14 protein-coding genes and 7 pseudogenes are annotated in these 17,610 nt (G+C 57.9%); 14 read left to right on the top strand and 7 right to left on the bottom strand.

Annotation, left to right across the window (positions count from 1 at the left end; genetic code table 11):
- The 3 genes and pseudogenes from ABIB91_RS40610 to ABIB91_RS41925 form a co-directional block, all read left to right on the top strand.
- A pseudogene (locus tag ABIB91_RS40610) lies at window positions 1-290 on the top strand (hypothetical protein); the annotation flags it as partial.
- Between the two features lie 469 nt (window positions 291-759).
- On the top strand, window positions 760-3,345 hold the full coding sequence (locus ABIB91_RS40605; protein ID WP_354172687.1) for a CaiB/BaiF CoA-transferase family protein: 2,586 nt from the start codon (window positions 760-762) through the stop codon (window positions 3,343-3,345).
- Window positions 3,346-3,640: 295 nt separating this feature from the next.
- Window positions 3,641-3,869: pseudogene (locus ABIB91_RS41925) on the top strand (transposase); the annotation flags it as partial.
- Window positions 3,870-4,001: 132 nt separating this feature from the next.
- Here the strand turns inward: ABIB91_RS41925 and ABIB91_RS40600 are convergent.
- Together ABIB91_RS40600 and ABIB91_RS40595 are read right to left on the bottom strand one after the other, a co-directional pair.
- Window positions 4,002-4,190, bottom strand: a pseudogene (locus tag ABIB91_RS40600) (transposase); the annotation flags it as partial.
- A 469-nt stretch (window positions 4,191-4,659) separates the two neighbouring features.
- Window positions 4,660-4,839, bottom strand: a complete 180-nt coding sequence (locus ABIB91_RS40595; RefSeq protein WP_354172689.1) for a hypothetical protein — start codon at window positions 4,837-4,839, stop codon at window positions 4,660-4,662.
- Between the two features lie 791 nt (window positions 4,840-5,630).
- Between ABIB91_RS40595 and ABIB91_RS40590 the strand changes: the two genes are divergently transcribed.
- The 8 genes and pseudogenes from ABIB91_RS40590 to ABIB91_RS40555 all read left to right on the top strand — a co-directional run.
- A complete protein-coding gene (locus tag ABIB91_RS40590; protein ID WP_354172691.1) occupies window positions 5,631-6,152 on the top strand; it encodes an ABC transporter permease in 522 nt (173 codons plus the stop codon).
- A gap of 8 nt (window positions 6,153-6,160) precedes the next feature.
- Entirely contained in the window at window positions 6,161-6,502 is a 342-nt protein-coding gene (locus ABIB91_RS40585) for an ABC transporter permease (protein ID WP_354172693.1), read from the top strand.
- Window positions 6,492-7,184 (top strand): ABC transporter permease, encoded by a 693-nt coding sequence (locus tag ABIB91_RS40580; RefSeq protein ID WP_354172695.1) that lies wholly within the window; start codon window positions 6,492-6,494, stop codon window positions 7,182-7,184. Before ABIB91_RS40585 ends, ABIB91_RS40580 begins: the two co-directional genes overlap by 11 nt.
- Window positions 7,185-7,219: 35 nt before the next feature.
- Window positions 7,220-7,942 (top strand): ABC transporter ATP-binding protein, encoded by a 723-nt coding sequence (locus tag ABIB91_RS40575; RefSeq protein WP_354172697.1) that lies wholly within the window; start codon window positions 7,220-7,222, stop codon window positions 7,940-7,942.
- 105 nt (window positions 7,943-8,047) lie between these two features.
- A complete protein-coding gene (locus ABIB91_RS40570; RefSeq protein ID WP_354172699.1) occupies window positions 8,048-9,052 on the top strand; it encodes an extracellular solute-binding protein in 1,005 nt (334 codons plus the stop codon).
- A 663-nt stretch (window positions 9,053-9,715) separates the two neighbouring features.
- Window positions 9,716-9,895, top strand: coding sequence for a hypothetical protein (locus ABIB91_RS40565; RefSeq protein ID WP_354172701.1), 180 nt, complete (start codon window positions 9,716-9,718; stop codon window positions 9,893-9,895).
- A 48-nt stretch (window positions 9,896-9,943) separates the two neighbouring features.
- Entirely contained in the window at window positions 9,944-11,113 is a 1,170-nt protein-coding gene (locus ABIB91_RS40560) for a M24 family metallopeptidase (protein ID WP_354172703.1), read from the top strand.
- A gap of 14 nt (window positions 11,114-11,127) precedes the next feature.
- Window positions 11,128-11,638, top strand: a pseudogene (locus ABIB91_RS40555) (IS5 family transposase); the annotation flags it as partial.
- Window positions 11,639-11,823: 185 nt separating this feature from the next.
- Here the strand turns inward: ABIB91_RS40555 and ABIB91_RS40550 are convergent.
- Together ABIB91_RS40550 and ABIB91_RS41920 are read right to left on the bottom strand one after the other, a co-directional pair.
- On the bottom strand, window positions 11,824-13,044 hold the full coding sequence (locus tag ABIB91_RS40550) for an IS701 family transposase (RefSeq protein ID WP_354172705.1): 1,221 nt from the start codon (window positions 13,042-13,044) through the stop codon (window positions 11,824-11,826).
- A gap of 45 nt (window positions 13,045-13,089) precedes the next feature.
- On the bottom strand, window positions 13,090-13,251 hold the full coding sequence (locus ABIB91_RS41920; RefSeq protein ID WP_502917094.1) for a Mu transposase domain-containing protein: 162 nt from the start codon (window positions 13,249-13,251) through the stop codon (window positions 13,090-13,092).
- Window positions 13,252-14,570: 1,319 nt separating this feature from the next.
- On the opposite strand from ABIB91_RS41920, the gene ABIB91_RS40545 reads away from it, so the two are divergent.
- On the top strand, window positions 14,571-15,455 hold the full coding sequence (locus ABIB91_RS40545) for a beta-keto acid cleavage family enzyme (protein WP_354172707.1): 885 nt from the start codon (window positions 14,571-14,573) through the stop codon (window positions 15,453-15,455).
- 160 nt (window positions 15,456-15,615) lie between these two features.
- On the opposite strand, the pseudogene ABIB91_RS40540 reads toward ABIB91_RS40545, so the two are convergent.
- From ABIB91_RS40540 to ABIB91_RS40530, 3 pseudogenes are all read right to left on the bottom strand, one after another.
- Window positions 15,616-15,858, bottom strand: a pseudogene (locus ABIB91_RS40540) (IS66 family transposase); the annotation flags it as partial.
- Between the two features lie 115 nt (window positions 15,859-15,973).
- A pseudogene (locus ABIB91_RS40535) lies at window positions 15,974-16,093 on the bottom strand (IS66 family transposase); the annotation flags it as partial.
- A 152-nt stretch (window positions 16,094-16,245) separates the two neighbouring features.
- Window positions 16,246-16,422: pseudogene (locus tag ABIB91_RS40530) on the bottom strand (ATP-binding protein); the annotation flags it as partial.
- 20 nt (window positions 16,423-16,442) lie between these two features.
- Here ABIB91_RS40530 and ABIB91_RS40525 point away from each other — a divergent pair.
- Both ABIB91_RS40525 and ABIB91_RS40520 read left to right on the top strand, forming a co-directional pair.
- Window positions 16,443-16,727 (top strand): hypothetical protein, encoded by a 285-nt coding sequence (locus ABIB91_RS40525; RefSeq protein WP_354172709.1) that lies wholly within the window; start codon window positions 16,443-16,445, stop codon window positions 16,725-16,727.
- A 198-nt stretch (window positions 16,728-16,925) separates the two neighbouring features.
- The gene (locus ABIB91_RS40520) at window positions 16,926-17,555 is read left to right on the top strand and encodes a recombinase family protein (protein ID WP_354172711.1); all 630 of its coding nucleotides are present in this window, start codon (window positions 16,926-16,928) and stop codon (window positions 17,553-17,555) included.
- Window positions 17,556-17,610 lie beyond the last annotated feature (55 nt).

Here is a 17,610-nt window from a genome sequence, read left to right as displayed (position 1 = left end):
CCAACCCCATCGAAAGCACCTTCGCCACCGTGCGCCACCGCACCATCCGCTGGAAGGGCTGCCTATCCAACAAGACCGCGCTCGCGATGGTCTTCAAACTGGTCGAGGACGCCCAGAAAAACTGGCGTCGTCTCGATGACCACAACCAGTTGCCAAAACTATGGCATGCAAGTCCGACAGCCGCCGTTCGAATGTGCGCGAGCAAACGCTACCGTTGCGATCGACAGAGGCGCTCAGGCCTGCGTTTGCCGGTCGAGAGCAGCCGCGCGCCTGCGATGACGGCGAGCTGAATCCCCAATGTAGGTCAGCGTTCATAACCGTCCTTATCCAGGAGTTCATGAGAACAGTATCGGTGCGAGTAATCCGCTAGACGGTACGCTGACAGGGATTCGCCCAAGTGGGTCATCAGCGAACTCACCATGAGAACCGGTCGCCCATCCTACTATGGTAGCGAACCGAATGAGAGGTCGCGTCGACACGGATCGTCGCGCGTGCAGGCTCGCCGGAGACATGATGCAGCTTTCAGTGCTGGACCGCCTCATTTGGTAGCTGCCTGAGCGAGACAGTCGATGGTAGTTGTTCTGAAGTTGAGTGGTTGATCGCGTACTCCGACCGAAGCACGCTGTTATCCGCAACCGTTGTCATAGCAGGTTCGATTCGGCGCGATCCCGTCCAGTCGCACTATCCTGCGGACCGACAGCGCGAACAACGCTGCCAGAGAAAAGATGCACAGTCTATGTCGGCGAACGTCTACGTGGAATGCTGCATCATATCGAAATCGTTAGCAAGCTGCTTGAGGCAATCGCAAGGGCTTGTGCATGGCTTTTTAGTAAGGAGCGCCCCCTCATGCAGCCCCAGGTTGATATCTTAAACGTGAGCTCGCTCGAAAATACGGAGGCCGCGATGGGAGTGTTGTCGCACCTGCGAGCGATCGAGATAGGTAGCTCGGCGGCAGCTAGCTATTGCGCGCGGTTGTTTGCGGACTTCGGTGCCGATGTTCAGAAGATCGAAGCACCAGCAGGGGACCCACTTCGTCGTAGCGCGCCGATGACAGCGGCCGGCCAGAGCGCTTGGTTCGCGTTCCTGAATTTCAACAAATCGAGCGTCATCATCGATGCGGCTGACGCGGATGCGATCATGCGGTTGAACGAACTGATCGAAGGTTGCGACATTCTGATCGATGGCCGCGAAGTTGATAATGCGGATTGTCCGTCCGTTGATATTGCCGCGGTCCGTGGGCGGTGCCCCGGGTTGATTCACCTTGAAACAAGCTGGTTCGGCCGAGAGGGGCCTTATGCGAGGTTCGCCGCAACGGACTCAACGGTCCGCGCCCTCGCAGGTCTCGTGAAGCTGGTTGGACCGGTTGAGGGCCCGCCTTTGCATGCACCGGATTTCCAAACCGGCATCCTAGCCGGCTTGTGGGGCTTCATCGCTGCGACATGTTCGGTGATCGCTCGAGCGAAAGGCCTTGAGGGGCGGTCATGGTCGCTCAGTATTTTCGAGTCGAGTATCACTCTTTCCGAGTATCATATGTTCGAGGCGATCGCGCACGGCGACCTAATGCGCCGAATAGGCATCAATCGGTTTTGGCCGACTTTTCCGGCCGGCATTTATGAGACCAAAAAAGGATGGCTCGGCGTTACGACGCTCACGCCCGCACAGTGGATCGCATTCTGCGACATGCTCGGCCTGCCCGAACTGCGCGATGATCCGGATCTGATCCTCAACAAAGCCCGCCTCCAACGTATGGAACAGATTGAACAACAGATCGTGCCGAGGTTGAAGAAGCGAACAGCGCCGGAGTGGTTTGCTGAGGGGCTAGAGCGTAAGATCCCGATTGTACCTATACCCGAGATATCAGATCTCTTGGAGCATAGAGAGAAGAAGATACGTGCCGCAATCGTCCCCGTTCGGCTTGGCACAGAGGAGGGCCTGACCGCGGGCGCGATGCAGCGGCTGAGATCGACACCACCTCGCATCGGCGGTAAAGTGCCGGCTCCAGGGGAGCAGCAGGCTTTCGCGAATACGCGAACTCACGTGACCGAAACCGTGCCTGGTTCGTCCGATTACGTCGCCGCGGATAGACAGCTGTTGCGGGAGGTTCGCGTGATTGACTTCTCGATGGGTTGGGCTGGGCCGTTGTGTACTCGCATATTGGCCGACCTCGGTGCAGACGTCATCAAGATCGAAGCCATCCAGTACCCGGACTGGTGGCGTGGCGTTGATCGGGCCCCTGACTATGTGGACGGTCAAATGTATGAGATGATGCCGAGTTTCTGCATCATGAACCGGAACAAACGCGGCATTACACTCGACCTGAGGCGGTCGCAAGGCCTGGGTCTCGCTAAGCGATTAGTAGCGGGAGCCGATATCGTGGTCGGCAACTATTCGGTCGATGTGCTGCCGAAGCTTGGGCTCGGCTACGAGGTGCTTAGAAAGCTCAATCCTCGACTAGTTATGATGTCTATGTCAGCCTTTGGCTCGAACAGCGCTCATCGCAATTGCCGCGCCTACGGCTCAACCCTCGAGCAGGGCTCGGGGTTGCCGAGTGTGATCGGAAACGAGGACGGGCCGCCGGTGATGAGCCATATTGCGTTCGGCGATGCCGTCGGCGGGCTGAACGGTTGTGCTGCAGTTCTGACTGCGCTCATCCACGCGCGGAAGACGGGACAAGGGCAGTTCATAGATCTGGCACAGATCGAGTGCATGCTTCCGTTTTTAGCACCATGGCTCACCGTTCACTCGATCGACGGTAAGGCGCCGCCAAGGTATGGTAATCGACATCCGCAGTTCGTGCCGCATGGCTGCTTTCGGTGCGCAGGCGATGATAACTGGGTCGTGATAGCTGCGACGGATGCCGAGATGTGGCGGAGGCTCGCGACCGTCATTGGGCGGTCGGATTGGGCCGCAGACGCATCGCTGAACTGTGCGGACGGTCGCCGGGCTATCGAGCATCTGGTGGAGAAATCTGTCGAAGAGTGGACGATCACCCGCGATGCGGACCAGGCAATGACCGAGTTGCAGGCCGCCAAGGTGGCGGCCGGCGTGGCCAGACTGCCAATTGATCTGCTCAATGATCGGCATCTCGGCTCGCGCGGATTTCTGCAGCAGATCGAACGCGCCTTCATAGGCTTGCATCCGCAGCCCTCGATGCCGATTCGTGAAGGCGCAAAGCCCTATCCCATCCGCACACCGGCACCGACACTTGGACAACACAACCGAGAAATTCTATCAGGGCTGCTCGGGCTCTCCGACGAAGAAATCGTGCAGTTGGCGAGGGAAGGCATAATCGGAACGAAGATGCTCTCCGAAGATGAACTCGCAAGAACAAAAGAGACGTTGTGAGCGGGCCCTCGCTGCGGCCTTAGGTTAATGCGGCGCAAGCTGTCAATACATGCTCCGCTGTTGGCTTTCCGACAATGGGGCCACGCTCAAGTGAGTGAGCGCAGTCCGGGGCAAGGGTTGGGAGTACCAGCTGTTGCCTCAGCGACTGTGAAGCTGTGAACCTAGCTTTGCGCCAGGTTGACTACCAAATCAGCGATCGTGTCCCGTGGCGTGGTGTAGCTGGCGGTAGATCACGGCGTTCCGCCGGCGAGAGCCGGGCCGGTCGGCTGGCCTTTGAGATCGAGCAAGGAAGCTGGCCGAAATGCTGGTGCAGGAAGTACTGTCGCGAAGCATGCGCGATCGACGGGCTGTAGCTCGTTATGCTTGCCTCACGGGCTCGCCCGACGAGAGCGGCAGAAAACGCCGGATAAAGGGCTGATCCGTTCCGGCAACGCTCGGGCTCGACGAGGCACGATCCAATTGGCGTGGCGATTTCTCATCGTCCAGAAGGACAGCGACCTTGGCGCGCTGGTTTCGAGCCCGCGCCGCTGGCAATGCTCCGAGCTTGCCAGGCCATACCTTGACAGCCCGTCAAGCTTCGCTAACGTCGTCGCGCGCAGGAGCTGTCAAGGTTGGCCGTGATAGGCGTGAGGCTGAGGTCGAATCATCGCTCAACGGCTCTGTTCGAGCAGGATCGCTCCGATGACGCGGACGATGGCATCCTCCTTGGGGAAGATGCCAACCACCTCGGTCCGCCGCCTGATCTCGCCGTTGAGGCGTTCGATCGGGTTGGTGGAGTGCAGCTCGGTGCGATGCCGCCGCGGGAACGTCGTGTAGGCGAGCACGTCGGTCTCGGCCTGGTCGAGGACTGGATTCCTGCAACTGATGCGCCAGCTTCAACCTAGACGTCTCGCAACATTTCGTGGGACTCTGACCGAGGAAAAAATTCCCCGGTGGTTCAGCAAATGAAGCTTCGTCGTGTCGGCGTAAATGTCAATATCCTTCGCAAATCAAGGCTCGATCTCCCAGCTGTCCCAAAGCCCCTTTTGCAATTTATACGAATTCTCCCGCTCGAGTATTGCGCTGTCGTGATCTGGAAGTCCGTCTTCACTGAATTAGGCGCTTCGAACTTGTAGCCTAAGGTAACGATGTCCCAGGCCGCGCGGCCTGCGACAGTCAAGTGAGGCGAACATGCTTGCAAGATGGTAGGTCCGATCGTATGTCGTTGTCGCGACAAGACCGACGTCTTAAGTTCTCGACGAGAGGGCTGACAACAGCGTGATTGGTTCGAATGTATCGTTTCGGCTTACACGTGCCACGCTTGCGAGATCGTTTTCAATCGCGCTTGGCTATCGGATAATACGAAGTGGAATGCCGCGCTTCCGGCAAGTGCTGCCAGATGAGCATAGTGATCGATATCATCAGCGTCATTCGACCGTACGTTCGGATCGCGCCATGCGCCTTCTGATGTCCTGCCACATAGAGTCCGAGGGCCATTTCACCATTGCGCTGCATGGCGGATCCCCCTTTTGAAGTTGACTAGTCGCGCCGCTCTTGTCCGCCTTGTTGGTGGGCCTGTTCATTGCTCAACAGGCGGGCGTGGCGTCTGCACTCTTCGCAACATCAGAGCGCGAAATCAATTGGCCTCCGATCAAGCTGTGCCTTGATGCACGCTCACCAAGCCAGTGGGCGGCAAGCTAATGCCAGCGAACAGCAGAAGCGATCCGAGAATCCCTGGTAAGCGCGGTTCTCGTCATCAAGCAGTGGTGCGGGGAACGCCAAGTAATACATGATACAATTCTATGGGCTCAAGCAATCGCGAGCTTGGATAGTTGACGGACGCACCCAGGCGCACGGGTGGATGGTCGACCCAAAATGACGTGGTGATTTGATCGGTTTGCATTCAGTGCGGTCACCGCGTCTTGCGCGGATTACGGCGGGACTGGTGTGTCGGAGGTTTACGACAGGCTCTGTTTGTGCTGTTGAAAGCGCAAGAACGAGGCCCTGCCGACTCGACGGAGTTCCGCTTGTGCTAACATTGGTGATAGCTAGCTCGAACGTAGCCGGTGCGCGGCGTCTTCTGCGAACGCTCTGCCAAATGCTCCTTCACCTGGCCCAATTCGAGTGCTTACAGAGCAAACGTGCAGAATTAATGCGACATTTCCGTCGATATTGGCGGATTGCGTCGAGGACCTCGGTTAGCCTGGAAGGACGGAACTTAGCAGGCCAGCCGAAACGTTTTCTGTACTTCATAACCGCGGGCGGACGGCCGAGCCATCTGTTCAATAGCTTCTCTGAGGGATGGGATGAAATCCTCCAAAACAGAGTTGGGAAGCAAAAAGCAGTACCGGTTGTTCCTCCTGGCCCCGGCGCTCCTTATGCTTGTTGTCTTTCTTTTGATTCCCGCCGTCCTCGTGTTGAGGATAAGCCTCTACCCTGGCACCACCAGCATCGGGGCGGAAGGCTACTCGCTCGCTCAATACGCAAAGTTTTTCGGCAATTCGCTGTACCTATCCGTGCTTGGAGAGACCGTCGCGTATGCACTGATTGTCTGCCTGGGATGCTTGGTCCTCGGCTTTCCGGTCGGTTATTCCCTGGCCCGCCATCCTCCGCCAAAACGCCGCCTGCTAATGCTGATGGTGATTGTTCCACTGACGTTGAGCCTGGTCGTCGTTATTTTTGGCTGGCTCGTGCTGCTCGGTCGACAAGGCGTTGTGAATGACATTCTTGTCGGACTGAGGATTGTACCGCGCCCGCAGCAGCTCCTGTTCAACCGAACTGCCGTGGTCATTGTGCTGATTCAGCAATTTCTGCCCTTTCTGTCATGAATGTTGTCATGCAAATAGATCCGGTTCTCGAGCAAGCTTCAACAAGTCTGCGCGCAAACCGCGCGCGAACATTCATAAAGGTCATTATGCCTCTTTCGACGCCGGGCATTTTGGCGGGATTGTCGCTGATTTTTGTGATGGGCGTTTCCGCATTTGTAACGCCGCGGCTCGTTGGCGGACCTCGTGCTCAAATGCTCGGGGAATTTGTTTACGATCAAATCCTGTCCACATCGAACTGGCCATTTGGCGCCGCAATGGCTTTCATTCTGCTCGCCGTTGGATTCGGAGTGATGGTGGCCTTAAACTTGACGATCATTCGTCCACTCACGCGAGGGCTCTATGCTCCCTGATATTCTGGATAGAGCACTTGGCGGGCTAGTCAAGATTGTTTGTGGGCTCGTGTACGTTGCGCTCACATTACCAGCCATCGTGGTGGTCGCGACATCCTTTACGTCGGGCGACGAGATGCGATTCCCGCCGAGTGGACTTTCTTTGCGTTGGTATTCCGCATTTTGGGAGAGTTCGCTTTTCATTGACTCGCTGGCTCTAAGTCTCAAGCTGGCAACCATTGCGACAGTCTTGTCCCTCCTGATTGGTTTCGCCGCCGCATTGGCTATCGAACGTCACAGTCAGACGTTTGTCGGCCTGGTCATTGGTCATGTGGTCGTGACGCTGCCGTTTGTCGTCCGCACCTTGTCAGCTAGCATGGTGTTGTTTGACCAAGATCTCGAGCAGGCGGCAATGAGCTTGCGGGCAAAGCCGATGAAGGTTCTCAGGACAATAACGATCCCGCTGCTCGCACCAGGTATCATCTCTGCGGGTGTGTTTGCATTCGTCACTTCCTTCGCAAACGTCAACCTGTCGGTATTTTTGGGTGCCGGCGGCAATGTCACCCTTCCCGTTCAGGTGTTGGCTTATGTTGAACAAACGTTCGATCCGCTTGTTGCCGCCGTATCTTCGGTCGTCATTGTCATCACACTGGTTGCCATTTTGATCGCCGACCGCCTCTCGGGGCCAAGGTCCGTCATCTGAGGAGCAGCAAGCAAATTCATGCACAAGACGCGGTTGTGCGCGCCGTCGAGCGCGAAACAATCGTTTCGTTTCGTAATCTTCGCAAGGATTACGGCACAGTTACGGTTGTGCCCGACTTTTCGCTTGAGATCCGCCGTGGCGAGCTGGTTTGTCTTCTCGGCCCCTCGGGATGCGGCAAGACCACGACGCTCCGCATGCTGGCCGGGTTTATTCAGCCAACACGCGGGGAGATCATGATCGAAGACGAGGACGTGACGTACGTTCCGGCATACAGACGCGACGTCGGTATCGTCTTTCAGAACTACACGCTGTTTCCGCATATGACAGTCGCCAAGAACGTGGAATACGGCCTCACTAATATAGGAATGAAGAGGCAAGAGAGGTCAGGTCGCGTTCAGGATATGCTGCGGCGTGTCGAGCTGCAGCACCTGACGCGGTTCGTTGCGGAGTTCATCGGCCGATGCACGCTTTTGGAAGGAGATGTTGTCGGACACGAATTTAGAACTGAGGGCGGATTGACCCTGCCAGCTTGTGGCCCACCACGAAGAGCTACGGCTGTTATCAGGCCCGAGAACGTCAAGAAGTCACACGAGCTCCCCGGGGTGCTCGCGCGCCAGGCTACGATCGAAGGCACGCATTATCACGGTGCTGTGACCCGGCTGCAGCTTTCGGCTAAATGGCTCCAGAATCATCATGGATACGCAATTTGCGGTTGGCCAGAAGCCCAAGCCCGGGGAGCAGCTCCACATTGCTATTGACTCCAGCAACGTCCGTTTTGTGCCCCCGAGTTAACGAACTTTCGGGCGGATTGGCCGCGCGCCGGTCAGTTCTTCCTACAGCAGTGAATGACATAGGAGCAGTTCATGAGAAGACGGGACTTTCTCGCACTCGGCGCCGGTTCGGCCCTCGGCGTAATAGCCGCGCCAGCGGTACAGGCTCAGCAGAAGAAATTTTCTGGAGTGACGCTTCGTATCAACGGTTATGGATGCAATTATGACAAGGCCCTCATTCAGGGCGTGGCAAAGCCGCTTGAAGAAGGCACCGGCCTCAAAATTGAATATATTCCCTCAAGTACGTCCGCCGATCTGGCGAAGCTCATATCGAACAAGGGCAATCCGCACATTGATCTGTTCATGGCCGACAGCCCACTCGTGCCTCAGGCCATTGCGGGCGGGATATTGGAGGGCATCACTGCCTCCGATGCCCCCAATCTTTCGCGTGTCCTTTCCGGCTTCCGTGAATTTGGCGACTACGGCGCGCCATTCAGCGTCGCGTCGATCGTGCCTGTCTATAATTCCAATACGATCAAGCAGCCGCTTACCTCGTTTTCAGACATCGCGCGGCCCGACTTGAGGGGCAAGGTGTCGACCATGCCTGCAAACGCTTACACAGGGTGGATGGTATTGCTCGCTCTTGCTGAAGGCAACGGCGGGTCTCTGGCCAATATGGAGCCCGCTTTTAAAATCATTGCAGCAGCCAAAGAGAACATTGTGGCCACGCCTCCCAGCTCCGTCAGCCAACTCCAGGCGTTCACCCAAGGAGAAGCGGAGGCAGGCACGTTGTGGGAAGGTCGAGCGTACGAGGCACGTAAGTCGGGCATCCCGCTTCAAACCGTCATCGCGCGAGAGGGCATTTACGCCGTCACCTCGTACACGAACATCGTGCACGGATGCCGGAACAGGGAGGCGGCCCTCGCCTACGCGCTCCGCTACGGCCCCACCACGGATGTGGCGCTTGGTGAACTCGCGGCCGATATCCTGATCAACTCTCGAGACCGCGCGGCATTGAAGAAGCCGATTGACTGGAAGATCTTCATGGAGCAAGGCCCAGCGTTGGGCGAGAGAATGACCAAAGAGCTGAGAGGTTAGTGACGTTCAGCGACAGTGCGCCTGGCCCAACGGTTCTGCCGCCCTGCCCTTTTTCGGGTTCGCCCTGCCGCGGTCGTCACCTGGAGAAGAAATCTTCCGACGAGGCGAATATCTCAAGCGGTCCGCGCGCGAAAAACGTCGCGCAAGAGTGCGCATTCGGCAGCAATATTGCAGTTTTGCTGCGTTGGTGCTGGGCCTGTCGATGCCATCCGTTGGTGTAGTCTGCTATGAATTCAAGGCTTGGCATGGCGGCGGAATAATCATGGAAACAGTCTCGAACAGTGTGCTTTCGGGTGCCCAAGAGGGCGTCTCCATCAACACGCCTCTCTCCATGCGGAGCGGTTGGCGGCAACATGAGTCGTGTTACGCAATCGGCGCACCTGCTCTCGTCAGCGAAACTGCCATGGGCAGACGGTTTCTGCGATCAGCCCTCGAGGCCATGAATGAAAATAGCCGTTCTCGCAACAAGTCGCCTCTCCGGCCGGGCGACAGCGACGGTTCCGGTCTGACGCCGGCTGCGCGCCGTCCATCACTGTTCGGACTTCGGCAGCAAGCACTCCGGCGTACACACGCCAGCGTTGGAGCATCTGAGGGAATACTCGGTCAGAAAGCCGAACTGATGGTTTGTTACTGCTTGGGACAGCTGAGTTCGTAGTGGCCTCCATGATCGACCCCCGCCAAAAATATAACGCCTTCGAATCGTTAACGACCGGCGCTCTCATTGAACTGACTGACGGCTGGATTGCGATTTCATCATTCAACGAGTTGCGGCAGGCCACAAGCTCTCCACGTGAGCGCGGGAAGCGTGTACTTCTCTGCACGACTGCACTCAAGGCGGCCTGATCAAGAACACGTCCTAACGACCACAACCTCACTCAAGGAGTTGAAATCATGTCAATGGCCAAAGGCTCGCAACCGTTCCCGCGATCTGAATATCTGAGAAGATTGACTGCCGTTAAGGCGGAGATGAAGCTCAGGGAAATTGAAGTCCTGGTGGTCACAACTCCAGCGAACATTACCTACCTCTCGGGATATACGTCAAAATCCGGGTATGTGCCCCAAGGCTTGGTCGTCTCTCTTAAGGATGAGGAGCCGACCTTCATTACGCGTCGCATGGACGGACCGGCTGCAATTCATCAGATGTTTATCGATCGTGGCAATGTGATTGGCTACCCGGAAGCCCTCATCGCCAACCCCGAACGGGATGGATATGACGCGATCATTGAGTTCATGCTGGACAAGGGTGTGGGCCGCAAGGCGATCGGTCTTGAAGCGAAGTTCTTACCGGCATTGACGGTTGAAAAGTTCAAGTCTCGTGCCGCTGAAGCGAGAATTATTGATTGCACAAACGCCGTTACCTGGATGCGAGGCCTGAAGTCGGATCTGGAAATCGCACTGATGCGCGAAGCCGCCGCGATCTCCGATGCGGGTATGCTCAAAGCGAAGGAGGTTATTCGATCAGGTGTGCGCGAAGCCGATGCATCGGCAGAGATCATTGCAGCACTCGTGCGCGGCGCCAACGGTAAGCCGGGCACCGATGTTGCGAGTTTTTATCTGTGCGCGACACCGCGCACCTCTACATGTCACATTCGCTGGACTGAGGACGTCTTCCAACAGGGATCGCAGATCAACCTCGAACTCAGCGGTGTTCGACACGGATATACCTCCCCATTGATGCGTACATTGTCAATTGGCAAGCCGTCCGACAAAATACGGCGGCTGCATGAAGGAGAGGTCGCTGGTTTGGAGGCGGCCCTTGCCGCCGCCAAGACCGGACGGACCTGTACCGACGTCGCGGCAGCGTTCAATACCACGCTGAAGAAGCACGGCTTTGAAAAGGAATCCCGGTGCGGCTACGCCGTTGGTATTGATTGGACAGAACCGACGGCCAGCCTGAAAGAGGGTGATATGACGGTTCTAAAGCCGAATATGACCTTTCACCTCATGCTTGGAAACTGGATCGACGAAGACACCGGCTACGTGATCAGCGAAACCTTCCGCGTAACCGACGGCGGCGGCGAACCATTCACGAAGCTGCCACGCGAGCTGTTCGTGATTTGATCGTAAGCGTCGACGCTGTCTCCGACGATCCCGACATGGAGTACACCATGGTCGACGCCACCATCGTCGAGGTCCACCGCCACGGACAGGGCGCAAAAGGGGACCCAAAACCAAGCGATCGGCCGTTCGAAAGGTGGCATGACCACCAAAATCCTGGCGCTCACTGATGCGCTTGGCAATCTCGTGCGCTTCGTGCTGCTGCCCGGACAGCGCTTCGACACGGTGGGTGTGCCGCCGCTCATCGAGGGATTGACCTTCGACGCGTTGATTGCGGACAAAGCATTCGACAGTAACGCCATCATTGCCGAACTCGACGCGCGCGGCGCCAAGGCTGTCATCTATCAGCATCCGCGTCGGGCGAAGCCTCTCGCCATCGACAAGGAGATGTACAAATGGCGGCATCTCGTCGAAAACTTCTTCGGCAAGCTCAAGGAATTCAAGCGCATCGCAATGCGCGCCGACAAGACCGATCAGAGCTTCGCCTCAATGATCCATCTGGCCGCAGCCGTGATAAACTCTAGATGACTCCCCACAGACCCTAGCATTGCAGTTGCTTTTTTGATTTGAAGTGGGCGCGTTGAGCGGCAGCCTGGTGAACTCTGCGCCAGAAAGACCATGCGATGATGCGTGCGGGTTGAATCCGCTTTCGCGCAAGTCTGATAGCAATGCGGCGGATTTCCTGGATTGACCAACGGATCAGTGGTGGGGGGTTATGCCTTGGCTTTTGCCGGGGGGCGCCGTTTCGTTTTTTTGGGCGGTGGCGGATTAGCGCGATGTCGGATCGCGGCCATCATGGCGAAGGCGAGCATCACCAAGGACACATGACGGTGCCAGCCATGCCAGGATCTGCTCTCGTTGTGATCGAGCCCGAACTCGTTTTTCGCGGTTTCAAAGCTGTCCTCGATCGCCCATCGATGGCCTTCGACCGCGACCAGCGTTTCAATGGCTGTTCCCGCTGGGCACCAGGTGGTGAAGAAGGCGAGGTCATCATCGGCGATGCGACGACGGATCAGTAGACCGCGTGTCCACAAACCGTCATTTGCACTGTTGAACTGCTCGGCCTCGAGATCGGCCAATTCGAGATAACACCAATCGTGCAGCCGCGGCCCTTTGGTTCCGGCTCCCGCCGACAAGCGCTTCCAGTCGGACGAGCGCCGCGTCCGGGCGATGTCTGCGGCCGTACCGGCGACCGGCGGTCGTTTGCCCCAGGATCGAAACACATGAGCGCTGCTGACCCCAAGCACGTAGCCTTTGCCTGCCCGACGTAATTGCTGTTCGATGTCGCCAACGCCGTAGACTGTATCACCCGCAACCCACCTGAATGGTACAGATGCGGCTATCGCGCGTCCGATCATGCTCGTCGCAAGCTTTGGTTTGGTCGCAAAGCCGACATCGGCAGGCACATATGCGGTTTCCAGACGATCCGGATCGTCGGTCCATTCCTTCGGAAGATACAGCGCGCGATCGATGAACGCATGACCGTGGCGCGACACGTAGGCGGCGAAGACGCCGATCTGGCAGTTCGTGATCTTGCCTGCCGAACCAGTGTATTGCCGCGCCACCCCGCACGACGCCTTGCCTTGCTTGAGAAAGCCGGTCTCGTCGATCACGAGCACCGCATCGTCATCCGCCAAATGCTCGATGACATAATCGCGGACGATATCGCGCAGACCATCGGCATCCCAATCCCTGCGACCCAGGATCGCCTGTTGCCGCCAAGGACCGGGATCGCCAGTTGCTTCCGCGCGCATCCAACCGCTCTTGCGTTGCTCATCTCCGAGCAGGCCTTCCAGAAACAAGCCTGCATTCCTCGCAACACGATCTTGATTGAACAACGGACGTATCCGTTGCTTGATCTCTCGAAGCGACGCCGCCGACAACGCAAGCGTCTCCTCAACCGATGCGGCCCGCGCCCACGACATTCGAATCATGGTTGCCCACGGATTCAGAAGCCCGCAAAGAAAGCAACTGTAATGCTAGCGTGCGTGGCTGGCGATGCGGGTGCCGCGATGGAGCACCTCGATCATAGCTTCAGTGGCACGCACCGCGACGACCTCGCGGATCAGGCGGGATAGCACGGAGAATAAGTGCCCTGGATCTCGACATGGTAATCCGGCGCCACACGGGCACGACGCCATCGGCGAACTGACAGGGTTCGGCCGGCAGCCGCATCAGGACCGAACGATCGATGGCAGGTAGCGGTTGGCTAGGTGCTGCAGTTCGTGACGGCGCAGTGCGGAAGGAGAGCGTAGTCTGAAAGCAATGCGAACGTCACGCCTGTATGCTGAAAAGCGGGTAACATCCTAGCATTCGATCAGCATTTCTGCGTGTGTTGGAGAAATGAACCCAGCCAACATGCGCACGCTCGCTCTCTTGCCGCACCCTAATGGGCCCAAGACACAAACCAGTTCGCACGGCCGATTTCAAGCAAAAAGTCAGCATAACCGTGTTTGCGCCATAGTTCTTCCGGCCGCTGCGGCGCGGGTCCGAGGGGTCGATCGCAGTACGCCCGCGGCAAAAACTGGTTGGTGCGATATCGTTGGCTTGAATGACCGTGCAGTCCTTGTGTGGAGGTCCGTGAGATAAGCGAGCGGATCGACGCCGTTGACCTAGCAGGGCTCCCATCGGGACGCGACGAAGGCCAACTGTTTGAAAGCGTCCGTCCGAAAGCTTCGCAATCGCCTAGCTGCGCACAGAATTCGTGCAAAAGGTCGGATCAAATTACGAAAATCCGCTTCCCGGCATCGGCTATAATGATGATGCGCAGTTAGGACAACTGAATGGCGTTTCCGAGCACAAGCTACGTTGGATCCGGAACATTGAAGGCGAGCCCAGCGCTATACCGACAAGTCAATGGAGCAGGGAGCCGAACCGTGCGTATTTGTGGCGCCGCGGGAACACCCGTGAAGGAAACGTCCGGTGAAGCAGAACACACTGTCGAAGCAGTCGATGTTGCGGTTGCTCTGCGGCCCCTAAACCGCGCCTGGCATGGTGATCGGCTAGAATCGCAGTTCCACGAGTTTCCCGCCTGGCGGTTGAGCGCGATCTTACCTGAAGCTTGGCGGGGCAACAACTGACGATCGGTGTGCCGCCGCAATCACGAACCTTGAGCGAACTGCATTTTCGATGCCCACCGTACAAAAGAAGCATTATTCTTTGGCCGGTGCCGCGTCACGTTCGACGTTATTGATGAGCGAGCGGTGTTTAGGGAGCACAGCAGCTCGACGAGTTGAGGGCAATTGGAATTCTCGGCCGCCTTTATTCCGATATTTTGGATCGGCTCCAGAACTCGGGGCACGGTTTGGTTCGAGCGTGATCGAGCGCGCAGCGATGCTGACGGCCGAATGTGGAGTCAATGATCTTGGCACACCAACACTCTTGGGCGCACGGCCGCCAACGACGGTTCTTCAACTCCGGCTCGGGGACGGTCCCCACGGTATCAACAGAGGAGTTCTTCATGTCTCGAAAAGTCATTGTCACGTGCGCGATCACAGGCGGAAGTTCCGAGGTGCTTACGAAACATCCGAACATTCCGAAGACTCCACCACAGATTGCAGAGGCGGCACTGGAAGCTGCAAAAGCAGGTGCTGCGATCGTCCACGTTCACGTCCGGGAGCCGGATACCGGGGCTCCGTCGAATCGGCTTGAACTTTACGAACAGGTTGTCAAGAAACTTCGAGACGCTGCTACCGACGTGGTAATCAATCTGACGTGCGGAATGGACGGAGGTTTGACGATTGAGTCCCTTGATCCGATAGCAATCGCAAAAACGAGTACACTGAAGACTCCAATGGGTCGATGTCTTCATGCGATTGAGCTTCAGCCGGAGCTAGCGACGCTCGATTGTGGCACGATATGTGGTGGCGAAAACATCTTCGTTGCGCGCATGTCGGACTTGCGGGAGATGTCGACGCTGATGCGCGAAGCCGGCGTTAAGCCCGAACTCGAATGCTTCGAACTAGGCCACATAGAAATCGCGAAAAGGCTAATCGCTGAAGGTAAAGTTGATAGTCCCGCGTTGTTCCAGTTGTGCCTCAGTACCGGATATGGCGCCCCTGCAGTGCCGATTGTTATGCAGGCAATGAGAGACATTTTGCCCTCGGGCGCTATCTGGGCTGGCTTCGGCTGCGGTGCCGACGAGATGCCCGCCGTTGCACAGCTAGTGGGATTGGGCGGACATGTCCGAGTTGGTTTGGAGGATAACATCTATCTTCGACGTGGCGTGCTGGCATCCAACGCCCAGCTCGTTGAGAATGCGGTTGGAATTATAGAGCGCATGGGAGCCAGCGTTGCTACACCGGCCGAGGCCAGGGATATTCTGGGTGTCGTGAAGCGCGGGTAACACATCGTCGCATGTCGCGGCTGCCCAGCGGCCTGGTCGGGCCATCTCGACCAGGTAAAGACCGTGACTGACTGCCCTCGACATTCGCGCTTTGAGCGCGGGCAAACGTAAGCACTTATCCGCAACCCTATTGGTGCTGGCTTGACGTTTTGCGGAATGGCTACGGCATGAGGTCAGCGACGCTGGTATGGGGATGGCCGTCGATGATCGCCTCGCGTGTTTCGGCGATGTAGGCGGCCGGGTTGACGTCGTTGAGCTTGCAGGTCGCGACGACCGACGCGAGCAGGACCCAGTTTTCGGCGCCGACTTCATGGCCGGCGAAGAGCGCATTTTTTCTGGTCAGGCAGACTGGCCGGAGGGCGTTCTCGACCGGATTCGTGTCAAGCTCGAGGCGCCCGTCTTCGACCCGTCCAATGTCACGCCGCGAAGGTGAACGATACCCTCAGCGGGGATTACCTGCGTGTCCTCGCCCTGAACTTTGACCTGATAGTACAATTCCCACGTTCCAGGAACGCGAAGAGGAAGCGGGTCAGCCCTTGCCAGTGATTGAGCGCGTAGCGGATGTCCTCGGTGAGCGTTGATCCAGTGGAGATCATCGACAGCTGTTTCTCGAACCACGGCTTTAACGCGGCGACGATTGGCAGCGAGTGCTCCTTGCGCGCTATAGCGCGACAATCTGGATGGGAAGCGCGCGACAATCAGGATGGCGAGTCGGTGTCGCGGCGACGTGATGATTGCCGCGGTGATTGTCGCGCGCAAGAGTTTTGTTCACTCTGATTGTCGCGGAGCGTCAATCAGCGAGTGTTTTTGGTGTCGCATGCGAGGGGGGGCGCCCTGGACTACGCTTCCGTTCGAGCGCGGTGCGCCTGCGATAGCTTTCGACGTTCATCTCGACGATGGTGGCGTGGTGAACGAGGCGATCGATGGTGGCGAGCGTCATAGCAGGGTCACCGAACACGACAGAGTAACCCTATTCTTGAGCGGTTCGTGTCTCACGTCACGATCACCGACCCGCATCATTTTCTGTTTGGGCACCGGCTTGAGGTGCTGAAGGAGCGGTCGGGGCGCGGTCCCGCCTACGTCGTTGTCGCGCTGCCGGACGGACGGCGGCGAGCGGTTCGGATCGCGTCGACGGATCTTGGCGAGATACCAATCACTTCCCGCCCGAATGCCGCCGATCTGCCGCGCATCAGTGCACGTACGCTGATCCCATTGATGCAACATTTGAGCGCGAGTCTGAGACTTCTCGACGAGAAAGGTGATTCGCGATGACCCACCGACCGCTTCCAGGTCGCGTTGCGTATCGACCCCTGCCGACGTTGGCAAATCCAACTGGCCGTCCGACGGCCGAGATTCCGCGCCTGTGGCCGAATCTGTCGACCGCGACGCAAACCCAGATCGCCCAAGTCCTCGCCACGCTGCTGCGGCGAATGCAAGCGGTTCCGGGCACGCCCGGAAGGGGACTGGATCGTGCTGATCAGCTTGAACGTCGCTGACGAGCGGCTCACGACTGCGCACCGAGCGAAGTTGGCCTATGTCTACGTGCGGCAATCATCTGTGAACCAGGTGCGCCAGCACCAGGAGAGCACGGAGCTGCAGTACCGCCTCGTCGATCGCGCCATCGGTCTGGGCTGGCCGCCGGAGCGCGTCCAGGTCATTGACGAGGATCTGGGCAAATCCGGTGCTGGCGCTGTGGATCGTCATGGTTTCCAGAAGCTCATTGTCGAAATCGGCCTTGGCAACGCCGGTCTCGTGGTGAGCCTCGACGCTTCTCGCTTGGCCCGCAATAACCGGGACTGGCATCAGCTTCTCGAACTGTGCTCGGTGTTCGGCGTGCTCATTGCGGATGGCGAGCGGCTTTACGATCCGCGCGCCTACCATGACCGCCTGCTGTTGGGTTTGTCCGGCATCATGAGCGAGGCGGAGTTGCATCAGCTTCGGATGCGCCTTCACCAAGGGGAACGCCAGAAGGCGTCGCGGGGCGAACTGCGGCTGCCCCTGCCAGCCGGGCTCGCCTATGATCGAGTGGGCACAATTATTCTCAATCCCGATGAGGAGGTGCGTAAGCGCTCAGCCGGGGCCCTATTGAGCCTGGCTTGACGCCTTGCGGAAGCGCCACGGCATGAGGTCGCCGATTCTGCTATGGGGATGGCCG

It is taken from the genome of Bradyrhizobium sp. JR4.3, from assembly GCF_040547695.1.
Lineage (GTDB): Bacteria > Pseudomonadota > Alphaproteobacteria > Rhizobiales > Xanthobacteraceae > Bradyrhizobium > Bradyrhizobium canariense.
The sequence above is the reverse complement of the archived record's forward strand: the minus strand, read 5'-3'. Positions and strand labels throughout refer to the sequence as shown.

Coding starts and splice junctions, on each gene's coding strand:
- ABIB91_RS40605 (WP_354172687.1), top strand. CDS start 760: ATGCTGCATCATATCGAAATCGTTAGCAAGCTGCTTGAGGCAATCGCA.
- ABIB91_RS40595 (WP_354172689.1), bottom strand. CDS start 4,839: ATGCAGCGCAATGGTGAAATGGCCCTCGGACTCTATGTGGCAGGACAT.
- ABIB91_RS40590 (WP_354172691.1), top strand. CDS start 5,631: ATGAAATCCTCCAAAACAGAGTTGGGAAGCAAAAAGCAGTACCGGTTG.
- ABIB91_RS40585 (WP_354172693.1), top strand. CDS start 6,161: ATGCAAATAGATCCGGTTCTCGAGCAAGCTTCAACAAGTCTGCGCGCA.
- ABIB91_RS40580 (WP_354172695.1), top strand. CDS start 6,492: ATGCTCCCTGATATTCTGGATAGAGCACTTGGCGGGCTAGTCAAGATT.
- ABIB91_RS40570 (WP_354172699.1), top strand. CDS start 8,048: ATGAGAAGACGGGACTTTCTCGCACTCGGCGCCGGTTCGGCCCTCGGC.
- ABIB91_RS40565 (WP_354172701.1), top strand. CDS start 9,716: ATGATCGACCCCCGCCAAAAATATAACGCCTTCGAATCGTTAACGACC.
- ABIB91_RS40560 (WP_354172703.1), top strand. CDS start 9,944: ATGTCAATGGCCAAAGGCTCGCAACCGTTCCCGCGATCTGAATATCTG.
- ABIB91_RS40550 (WP_354172705.1), bottom strand. CDS start 13,044: ATGATTCGAATGTCGTGGGCGCGGGCCGCATCGGTTGAGGAGACGCTT.
- ABIB91_RS41920 (WP_502917094.1), bottom strand. CDS start 13,251: ATGGCGTCGTGCCCGTGTGGCGCCGGATTACCATGTCGAGATCCAGGG.
- ABIB91_RS40545 (WP_354172707.1), top strand. CDS start 14,571: ATGTCTCGAAAAGTCATTGTCACGTGCGCGATCACAGGCGGAAGTTCC.